This window comes from Bacillus nitratireducens (assembly GCF_036320425.1).
Taxonomy (GTDB): domain Bacteria; phylum Bacillota; class Bacilli; order Bacillales; family Bacillaceae_G; genus Bacillus_A; species Bacillus_A nitratireducens.
This window is the reverse complement of the sequence record NZ_JAUMJO010000011.1, coordinates 108,507-118,037: the sequence shown is the minus strand read 5'-3', so window position 1 is coordinate 118,037 and position 9,531 is coordinate 108,507. Positions and strand designations below refer to the sequence as shown.

Sequence of the window (9,531 nt, the reverse complement as noted above, 5' to 3'; positions counted from 1 at the left end):
CATACCAGATGGCACTCGCGCCTATGTTACAAACCAAGCTAGTAATACTGTTTCTGTCATCAATACTGCTACAAATACGGTTATTGATACGGTCCCAGTAGGTGTTGCTCCAACTGGTATAGCAACCGGATTTATTTGCGAATAATATAAAAAACAGAGAGACACTAATCATATCTCTCTGTTCTTCCATTAATTCCTATAATATCTGAGCAGTTAGCTTTTGCTAGCTGCTTTTTTTACAAATAATAATTAATTTACCCAAGAGCATTTCAAAATATTTTTCGTATGATATGGTGTATTCCTTTCTTTTGAGTGAATGATCTCGTCATGAGAGCACTTTATTAAGTGCTCTTTTCGTGTTTCAAATACATACAAAATAAAATTTTTATATTAATCTTAATTACACATTTAATTGAATATTAATTCATCAGATACGAATCATTTCTTATAAGGGCACTCTGTACTTGCGCCCTTATATAAATACTCAAATTTATTCCCCCGCATATTTTTATAAATTGTATACAGTTCCATATGGAATTATTGAAACAGAAATTCCGTATGGTGTAATATGATGCATTGGATAATACTACTCCATAGATGAATAGTACGGTTATATGCCTTGCTGTATTTGTTGCATTTGCTGCTGTGCTTGTAACGCTTGTTGAACAGCTTAAATTGTACTTTGTGCTCCGCTATACGTAATACCCGCCGTACCATACGGACGCATTCTATCTCGGGTATCAAAATATGAATAAAACATTAGTATTCAACTCACTTCCATATAAGTTATTACAAAGTATATTATGAGTATTAATTTCAGTGAGTGTTAAAAACTAGTCCACTAGCTTTTATTCAAATAGCGTTTTTGTTCAACTGCCTTCTTTTAATCCCCACGCCTTATCAAAATATAATCTTATATATCTTTCAACTTATTATGATGCAAGTGTCTACACTAAATTGTTAGACAAGCATAAAATAAATTGAGTCTAATAATAAAGGAAAAATAAATATGCAAAACCGTTACATGCTTACAGTCAAACTCACCTCATTTAACGGGACAACGCTGACTGGCATTACTATAGAAGGTTTCACGCTGACAGCGAACGTCACGTTAAGAACAACCTATCATAAAGCAATTCTCAATCGCTTTCCCCATCAGGACCCAGTCCGCCCCCTAGTCGTGAACTATAACGTGGCCGTCAAATCTGGCAGAAGATCTGCTATCTTGAATGCCGTGACGCAACTCACGAATGCTGGGACAAGCGCGCAGGTCCGTCTGGATTCCTGTAACAATACCGTGGCATCCTTCCGTCCCGTTCTCTCAATAATATAAGTCAGATACCCGTCACAATAGGATACCGACTGTGACGGGTACGAAGCTGTTCGAGTGAATAGCCCTCAAATTTGTCCCCATCCCATTTCCCTTCACTCCTTGAATATTTTTTCAAAACCAATACATACTATTCTCAAGCCGCCGTATCCACGGCTAATACTTCTTTCTTTTGTTACAGCAGAAGCAGGTAGATACGTCACTTATCTGCTTTCTCTGTATATTTTTTTAAATATCGAAAAGACTACCTACAAGCTGTTTGAACTAGCAGCTTCACTCTTCTTGTAATGGGAAAGCAATTTATCACAATTAGCTAACTCATTCGACTCACTGGCAGACAACCAAAATTGTTGTCTGCTTTTTGTATGGAATTTTTCATTTTGCATATACTACTTTTGAGCCTGTTTACCAATGCAAGCCATTTTGGTGTTTTGAATTCCGACTAAGCTTTTTTGTTGCATAGATTATTACATCTTTGACAACACTGGTTAAAAGCGCGTTTTCTGGTTATTCGTAGTTCTAGTCCAGAATAATTTTTCTCCTATAAAGGACAGTAGGTACGACTGCTCGTCCTTTTTTACTTATATCGCATACTCTCCCTTTTGACAGCTATGAACCACATTGCCCTCTTCATCGAAGTAAGCAATTTCCCAATAAGGGTGGCCGTTGTACGCTTCTATTTCCCCATCGAACAAAACTAACAAATTAGTTTTCCAGTTTCCAACGATTGTACCCCACTTGCCAATTTCCTATTATTTAATTTCTGAATAGGTGAACTGACTGCATGGTTTGTTGATACGATAAAAGCTTGGCTTTCCTCATTAATTGTTGTTATTGATTTATGCCCGTCAAATATTTCAATATGTGCTGCGTTTAAAGGATCCGCTACAATTATATTAATATTACTTGCTATAGGCATTTCTTTTATTAATTATGTAGCTTCCTGCGTATTTCTACATTTCTCCAATATTACTCGAATTACCGCAAAACATTGCAAACCATTTACCAACGGTTTTCTTAAACCTTCAATATTCCCTACAGGTTGACCACATGCTGAAAATGTAATAGATAACCCATGCTCATTAACTCCTTCTGTTCGGCCGAAATATTGAGTAGAAAAGCCACTATGTGCATATGCACCTTCAATATGCGTCGAACAAAAACGCATATCATCTATTTTGGGTGATAAATCAAAATTTCTTAATACATATGTATGCTTTAAATCAGTTTTTTTAGGCAATACTGCACAATGACTACAACCTGCTTTTAATAGTGTCTGATAATAATACATCATATTCTTTGAAGGAATTTTCAATACTTCGCAAAAGCCTTCAATTTCTTCATTAATTCCTGGACAATATTGTTTTAGTACATTTCTAGATTCTGTCCAATGGTTATCCCATATTAAATTTTCTTGCTGTATAAATTGTGGAATGAGATACGGATGTTTCTTTACGAATTCTCCTTGTTGCTTACCAATTTCATAATAATTTCCTTTTAGTGACGAAAAATACCCCTTTATTTGATACACCTTAAATTCCCCCTCACATTGAATATATCCATATCATACCGAAATCTTTTTGTTCATTCTTGATGTTTTTCGCTCTTTTCCACATACCTTAACAATCCTTTTTCCTTTTCAATCAGGTCAGTTAATAACTATTTGATACCTACTCAAAACATTGTTAAAATTACCGTAAGAACAAGTGTTCGAGAGGTTATTAGGATGAGTACAGTATTTCGAAACTAGTTAAAATAATATCAAATGGAATAAACTCTACATTGAACCTGTTTATTGGCGTTCAACTGATTATGAAAATGCGAAAACTTGTATTTCAAAGGGATGCAAATGGCCATATTGTTCAGTTAAAGAAAGAAAATTTTTTAATCATCCATTTATTATGATAAAGGGAGTAATTGTATATGAGTAAAAGCAAACCCGTTGACGAATTAACCATTGAAGACTTAAAACAAAACCCAATATGGGAATGGGCAATAGATGAAGAGGAAAATGAAGAGTGCAATGAAACGTGGGTAAAACCAGTGGAAACTATAAATCTCACAGAAGAATTAAACGGTTCAATAGTACTGGGCGAATTAATCATACATAATGATGAGAAATCCCCTATGATGTGTAGTATTGATATTGAAAATAACGAGGTATTAATTAGTTCCATTGTTTTTTATAACGAAAAAGAAAATGAGTATATTGCTATAGAAGATATAGTAAAAAAGGTTGAGATGCCAATCTCCATTAATATTTATCTCACAATTAATGGAGAGCCTAGATCTTTAAAATTCTCTGCAAATAAAATTGATATTTATAAAAACACTATAAAAACTAACTTAAATTAAATTCAAATTGAAGTTAGGAGAATACTCATTAAGTAAAAATGGGAAACCATTATAATTAACGGTTTCCCCATATATCCTCCTATTTTCAATGTTTAAATAAATTTATACTAAATAATCCCCTTTTCCACCAATGTCTCTGCGATTTGAACTGAGTTCCAAGCCGCACCTTTTAATAAATTATCAGAAACAATCCAAAGATGGAATCCTTTTGGCGTATCCGGATCTTTGCGTATTCTACCTACAAATGTATCTCTTTTACCCTCTGCATATAATGGCGTTGGATAAATTTGTTCACTAGGATTATCTTGTAAAATAACACCTGGTGCATTCAGTAGTACTTCTTTAATTTCTGCAACGGTCGCTTCTTTTTCAAGTTCAATATAAACCGATTCAGAATGCCCCGATACAACTGGAACTCTGACACAAGTAGCTGCCATTTTCAGATTTGGATCTTCTAAAATTTTCTTCGTCTCTTGAATCATCTTTACTTCTTCGAATGTGAAATCGTTGTCTGTAAATATATCCACTTGCGGCAATACATTAAATGCAATTGGATAATGTTTCTTATCTTTTTTCGCTGGTAATATAGTACTCTTCACTTCTTCACCTGTAAGCATTGACTTAGCCTGTTCTTTTAATTCATGAATCGCATGAATTCCTGAGCCTGATACGGCTTGATACGTTGAAACAATAATTCGTTCTATACCAAATGATTTTCGAATTGGCTGAAGAGCTGTTACCATCTGTAGTGCTGAGCAATTCGGAACTGCAATGATCCCTTTATGTTCCCTTAAAGTATGTGCATTTACTTCTGGAACGACGAGTGGTACATCGTGTGCCATTCGGTATTCACTTGTGTTGTCAATTACGATTGCGCCACTAGAAACTGCATGATTTACATATTGTCTAGAAACTTCTCCTCCAGCACTAAAAAATGCAATGTCTACACCTTCAAAACTAGTTGTTTTTGTCTCTTGTACAATTATCTCTCGTCCTTTAAATTGCACTACCTTACCAGCGGATTGTTTTGATGAAAGTAATATAACTTCAACTATATTAAATTTAGTTTCTTTCTCTAACAGTTCAATAATTTTCTGCCCAACTGCACCTGTAGCTCCAACAACAGCTACATGATAACCTTTTTTGATCATCTTTTCTCCTCCAATATCACTTAAATGAATATTGCTACAATTTCATCTTATAAAGAATTTAATCATTTGGAAAATTGAAATACATGATATAATCATTCACAAATCATGATAATAAAAGAGGGATTGCTTATGGAAATGAGACATGTTAAAACATTTTGTGCCATTGTTAAATATGGCAACTTTTCTAAAGCTGCTCATGCATTAGGTTATGCGCAATCTACAGTGACCGCCCATATTAAATCATTAGAGAGCGATTTAAACATTCCTCTATTCGATCGATTAGGGAAAAAAGTACTTCTTACAAAAGCAGGTTATCAATTTCATCCTTATGCCTTAGAATTACTTGCTATTTATGAAAAAGCGCAAGAAATCCCTCAAAATAATGATAATTTAGAGGGAACATTAACAATTACCTCTAACGAATCATTAGCAGTGTATCGTTTACCACAATTATTACGTACTTACAAACAGGAAAATCCGAAAGTAAATATCGTATTGGAAACAACTACAAACGAACAAGCAATGAATAAGCTGCGTGAAGGAGAAACAGATGTTATTTTCATAATTGGAGAAAGTATGGAACATAATGATTTTATTACGCGTACTTTTTGTAATGAAACATTTGGATGGATTTTACCTACTCATTACTCAACACACTCTAATCCATTTTGTTTATTAAAGGATACCCAGTTTATCTTTACAGAACAAAGCTGCGGCTATAGACCGATGGTAGATCGTTTTTTACGTCAAAGCGGGACTATTCCAGCTAAAACATTTGAAACCTCCAATGTTGAAGTCATTAAACAATCCGTGATGTGTGAGTTAGGAATTTCAATTCTTCCTTACATCGTTGTACAAGAAAGTTGTCAAAAAGAGCAACTCTGTTATCAGCCTATCGAAACTCCAACAGTTATTCAAAGCCATGTAATCTATCATAAATCTAGATGGATTTCACCCGTTTTACAATCGTTTCTTACATTATTAAAAAAGACAAAAATATAATAGAGATAGTAGTTAACTTATATAGTCATTTTCTTTTTATTAGACGTTTCCTTTTCTTTAACTAAAGCATATACGATTGGAAGAACTAGTAAACTAGCAATTGCACACATAATTCCTAAAGAAGAAAACGACAATCCATTACTTACTGCAAGTGAAGCTGCTCCAGAAGCAATGGTCATTCCAATATACATGGCAGAACTATTTAATGCCATCACAGTCCCTCGCACAGCTGGTTTTAATTCTGAAATTAAAGCCGTTAATGATGCTTGACCAAATCCAATAAATAAACTCCAAATTATATGTACAGTAATTGCAATTGCTAGATTTTCTATAGAAAGCGAGAATATCATTACACTAATTGAGGCTAAAATACTGGCAATGGAAACAACATTCCTCTTTCCTACTTTATCAGCTAACTTTCCACCAAAAATATTCCCAGCTAAACTACCAATTCCCGCCAGAAAGATGACCATCCCTATCTCGCCAACAGAAAGTCCAAAGTTACTTCCATAATAAACACCTATGTATGAAAACATTCCGTGTAATCCAATTGTCCATAGGAACGTTGCTAATAATGCAAATAAAACTGATACATTTACTAAAACCATTTTTAACGATGCAATCAACGTCTTCGTTATAGAAACACGCACCTCATCTCTCGGTTTTTCGTTTTCTAATAGCTGATTAACTAGTAATGTAATAAATAAAGTTAATAGTCCTATACAATAAAATGTCCACTGCCAATTTCCTACTTCAGATAAAAATGCGCCTATGGGTACTCCGATGACTGTCGAACCTACCATTGCTCCCATAATCGTTCCCATTGCATTTCCCCTTGACTCATATGTAACTTTATCTCCTACTAATGCAAATATACTTGGCATAATCATTGCACCGGCTAAACCTGTTAGACCACGAAATAATAAAAGTATTTCAAAATTCTTAGCTATTCCTGTACAAAATGTAGAAATGGAGAAGATAACAAACCCCATTATGATCATACGTTTCCTTCCAACTCTATCAGACATTGGGGCCGAATAAAGGTGCCGTTATTCCATAACAAAGCGCATAAATAGTAATTAAAAGTCCTCCACTCCCATCAGGCATACTGATTGTTTCTGTAATAGCTGGTAATAAAGGTGCCACAAGTAATGAATCTAGCCCGACAAAAAAAGCTACAATTGCCAAAATACGTATCATCGACTTTACCTCCATATAAAACTCCCCTTTTATTTCACATATGAAATAAATCCTTATAATTATCTCCCTTCTTTTTTTTGTTGCACTAATTTTTATTTCATATATGAAGTATTTATATAAATAAAAATGTAACAGAATGTTACATTTTTATTATATTTAATTCAAATGCTTCTTCCACTTTAATAATAAAGCGTCTAAATGCTCTTCTTCTTCTTTCGTAAAACAACCACAGTTCTCTTTTAAAAAATCACTATATTGCACATCTACTTGCTTTTTTGTTTCTTCACCTTTTTTAGTTAAATAAACGAGCGTTTCACGTTGGTCATTGGGGTTCTTCTCTGTCATAACGTAACCATCACGCTTCATCCGTTGAATCATTGTTGTCATATTACTTGGAACACACCCCATGTTTTCAATTAACTTTGACATGGATACTTTCCCAGATTTTGCGAGTACTTGAATTACTCCGAATTGAACATAACTTATATCATATTGTTCAATTGCTTTATCTAAATTTCTTTGGAGTAAATGATAAACATCACGAATATTTCCGTAAAGCTCTCTGTTATTCATATGTATATTTAAGCCCCTCTAATTTATTTCACATATGAATCATATTCCCATTTATTTCTTGTGTCAATAAAAACACCTTTGCATTTATACCCACAAAGGTGTTTCAAAATCAATATGTATATTATTTATTAGCTTGTACCTCACCTGCAATTAATTTACTACCTGAATATGTACCTTTTTGTATAAAAACTTGATTAATTAATTCTTGTTGCTCCTTTTCTGACATTACTCCTTTCCCTTCTCCTAAATTCCCACTTTGCAATTTCCAAATCTTGTTGTGGTCCACATCAACCTTTTCATATTTTCCTTGTTTCCATCGTTCTAAAATATCCACATATGTACTTTTTTGTGCAACATCATTACTATTTATAATTTCAAGTAAACTTTCAATTCGTTCTTGTGTAATAAAAATATAGCCCCATTTTTGATCAGCTTTCGTTTTTTGATGTGCCATTTCATGTAGTGCTGTCTGTATGTTCTCATCTGTCCACTTAAAATTTTTATTAAAACCGCTATTCGGTAATGAATGATTGCCATTTTCTAAAAGCTTTGCATCTTCAGCTTTTACATTACTATCAGCTAGCACTTCTACTGCCGGAGCGGCTGGTGATTCCTTTTTCGCAGCTGGTTTACTGTGATTCAAATAATACAATATCCCATATGTTAAACCTACCCCAATTACTACCATCCCCGCGATAATCCCTAATACTTTAAATAGTGTTTTCATCTCGCCTGTTTCCTCCCACATAGCCCTTTTCATAATTTTTATCTATCAAAAACAGATGTAGCTTCTCTTTTTTCGCAACATACTGCAATTCATTTTTTCATACTAATTAACATAAATATAACTATTACTTTCTAGAAATGTAGCAACTCCATCCTCATCATTACTTTTGGCAATAAATTTAGCGACAGATTTTAATTCCTCAACAGCATTGCTCATCGCTACACCAATCCCACACTTTTCTATCATTTCCATATCATTGTAGTCATCTCCAAATGCAATTACTTCTGATACGTCTCGATTTAAGTACTGTAGAACATGCTGAATACTATTCCATTTTGAAACATCCGTATGCATAATTTGGCACAATGTTCCGTTATCTGTAATGACTGCCTTACACTCATCGGGCAATTCCTTAGTGAACTCCTTATTTATTGAGCCATGAGTACAAACAATTAATTTAGAAGCTTTTTCAAAGTTTAACTTTCTTATATCCATGACTTCAGACGGCACATCACCAAAATAATCAGTAACATCAAAATTTGAGTACAGCTTATCATTTATTTCAAGACAAATCTGATGAAGATTATACTTTTTTGCTATTTCTATAATTTCTAAAATATCATTTTTAGAAATCTTCATTTCATATAAAATATCATTACCTTTAAGAACTAGAGCTCCGTTATAACAAATGATAATCTCACTTTTTAACACGTTGGGAATATACTGTTTTATAGCCCTTGGAGGCCTTGCTGTAGCAAAAATCAATTCGTCTCCATTATTTTTACATTCCCTCAAAATATTAATAGATTTCTCTGAAATTGTTTTATCACTTCTTAATAAGGTCCCATCAAGATCTGAAATAATAATCTTTTTCATGCTTATATTTATTCCTCCTTCACAAGTTATAACTCGAAACATCGATTATTCGTTGAGGCAATCGAGCCTTTACGGGTAGTTGACCTCCGCTGAATTTTGAGTCTAATTTCCCGCAAATAGCGGAATTCATTTTCGTTTATTACATATTTTCTATTCCCTGAATCATATATGTATTTCCTTATATTGTATTTCTTTTCTTTATAAATTGAAAGATTATTCCGTCAAAATCCCCCGTCTTTTTCAAATGCAACTCCCCCTCTAAGCATTTCGTTTCAAATTCATAAAAATATATGCTAGCCTAAATATAAAGGAGATGA

At 33.6% G+C, this 9,531-nt stretch carries 7 protein-coding genes and 3 pseudogenes; 3 read left to right on the top strand and 7 right to left on the bottom strand.

Annotation, left to right across the window (positions count from 1 at the left end; genetic code table 11):
• The coding region (locus tag Q3V31_RS27575) for a hypothetical protein (protein WP_329767539.1) at nt 1–145 on the top strand (145 nt) is incomplete at its 5' end.
• A 363-nt stretch (nt 146–508) separates the two neighbouring features.
• Here Q3V31_RS27575 and Q3V31_RS27570 read toward each other — a convergent pair.
• Together Q3V31_RS27570 and Q3V31_RS27565 are read right to left on the bottom strand one after the other, a co-directional pair.
• Nucleotides 509–760 (bottom strand): annotated as a pseudogene (locus tag Q3V31_RS27570) (DUF3947 family protein).
• Between the two features lie 1,285 nt (nt 761–2,045).
• Nucleotides 2,046–2,861 (bottom strand): annotated as a pseudogene (locus Q3V31_RS27565) (C45 family autoproteolytic acyltransferase/hydrolase); the annotation flags it as partial.
• A 392-nt stretch (nt 2,862–3,253) separates the two neighbouring features.
• Here Q3V31_RS27565 and Q3V31_RS27560 point away from each other — a divergent pair.
• Nucleotides 3,254–3,685 carry a hypothetical protein gene (locus Q3V31_RS27560; RefSeq protein ID WP_071734199.1) on the top strand — a complete coding sequence of 144 codons (432 nt, stop codon included), beginning with the start codon at nt 3,254–3,256 and terminating at the stop codon, nt 3,683–3,685.
• 107 nt (nt 3,686–3,792) lie between these two features.
• On the opposite strand, the gene Q3V31_RS27555 is transcribed toward Q3V31_RS27560, so the two are convergent.
• A complete protein-coding gene (locus tag Q3V31_RS27555) occupies nt 3,793–4,836 on the bottom strand; it encodes an aspartate-semialdehyde dehydrogenase (protein WP_000591695.1) in 1,044 nt (347 codons plus the stop codon).
• 105 nt (nt 4,837–4,941) lie between these two features.
• On the opposite strand from Q3V31_RS27555, the gene Q3V31_RS27550 reads away from it, so the two are divergent.
• Entirely contained in the window at nt 4,942–5,838 is an 897-nt protein-coding gene (locus Q3V31_RS27550) for a LysR family transcriptional regulator (RefSeq protein ID WP_139265917.1), read from the top strand.
• A gap of 17 nt (nt 5,839–5,855) precedes the next feature.
• Here the strand turns inward: Q3V31_RS27550 and Q3V31_RS27545 are convergent.
• The 4 genes and pseudogenes from Q3V31_RS27545 to Q3V31_RS27530 form a co-directional block, all read right to left on the bottom strand.
• Nucleotides 5,856–7,053, bottom strand: a pseudogene (locus Q3V31_RS27545) (MFS transporter).
• 141 nt (nt 7,054–7,194) lie between these two features.
• On the bottom strand, nt 7,195–7,611 hold the full coding sequence (locus Q3V31_RS27540; RefSeq protein ID WP_001065037.1) for a MarR family winged helix-turn-helix transcriptional regulator: 417 nt from the start codon (nt 7,609–7,611) through the stop codon (nt 7,195–7,197).
• Between the two features lie 121 nt (nt 7,612–7,732).
• Nucleotides 7,733–8,338: a PRK06770 family protein gene (locus tag Q3V31_RS27535; RefSeq protein ID WP_000853604.1), complete on the bottom strand. Its 606-nt coding sequence runs from the start codon at nt 8,336–8,338 to the stop codon at nt 7,733–7,735.
• A gap of 102 nt (nt 8,339–8,440) precedes the next feature.
• The gene (locus Q3V31_RS27530) at nt 8,441–9,214 is read right to left on the bottom strand and encodes a Cof-type HAD-IIB family hydrolase (protein ID WP_000720252.1); all 774 of its coding nucleotides are present in this window, start codon (nt 9,212–9,214) and stop codon (nt 8,441–8,443) included.
• Between the last annotated feature and the right edge of the window lie 317 nt (nt 9,215–9,531).

Coding starts and splice junctions, on each gene's coding strand:
- Q3V31_RS27540 (WP_001065037.1), bottom strand. CDS start 7,611: ATGAATAACAGAGAGCTTTACGGAAATATTCGTGATGTTTATCATTTA.
- Q3V31_RS27535 (WP_000853604.1), bottom strand. CDS start 8,338: ATGAAAACACTATTTAAAGTATTAGGGATTATCGCGGGGATGGTAGTA.
- Q3V31_RS27550 (WP_139265917.1), top strand. CDS start 4,942: ATGATAATAAAAGAGGGATTGCTTATGGAAATGAGACATGTTAAAACA.
- Q3V31_RS27530 (WP_000720252.1), bottom strand. CDS start 9,214: ATGAAAAAGATTATTATTTCAGATCTTGATGGGACCTTATTAAGAAGT.
- Q3V31_RS27555 (WP_000591695.1), bottom strand. CDS start 4,836: ATGATCAAAAAAGGTTATCATGTAGCTGTTGTTGGAGCTACAGGTGCA.
- Q3V31_RS27560 (WP_071734199.1), top strand. CDS start 3,254: ATGAGTAAAAGCAAACCCGTTGACGAATTAACCATTGAAGACTTAAAA.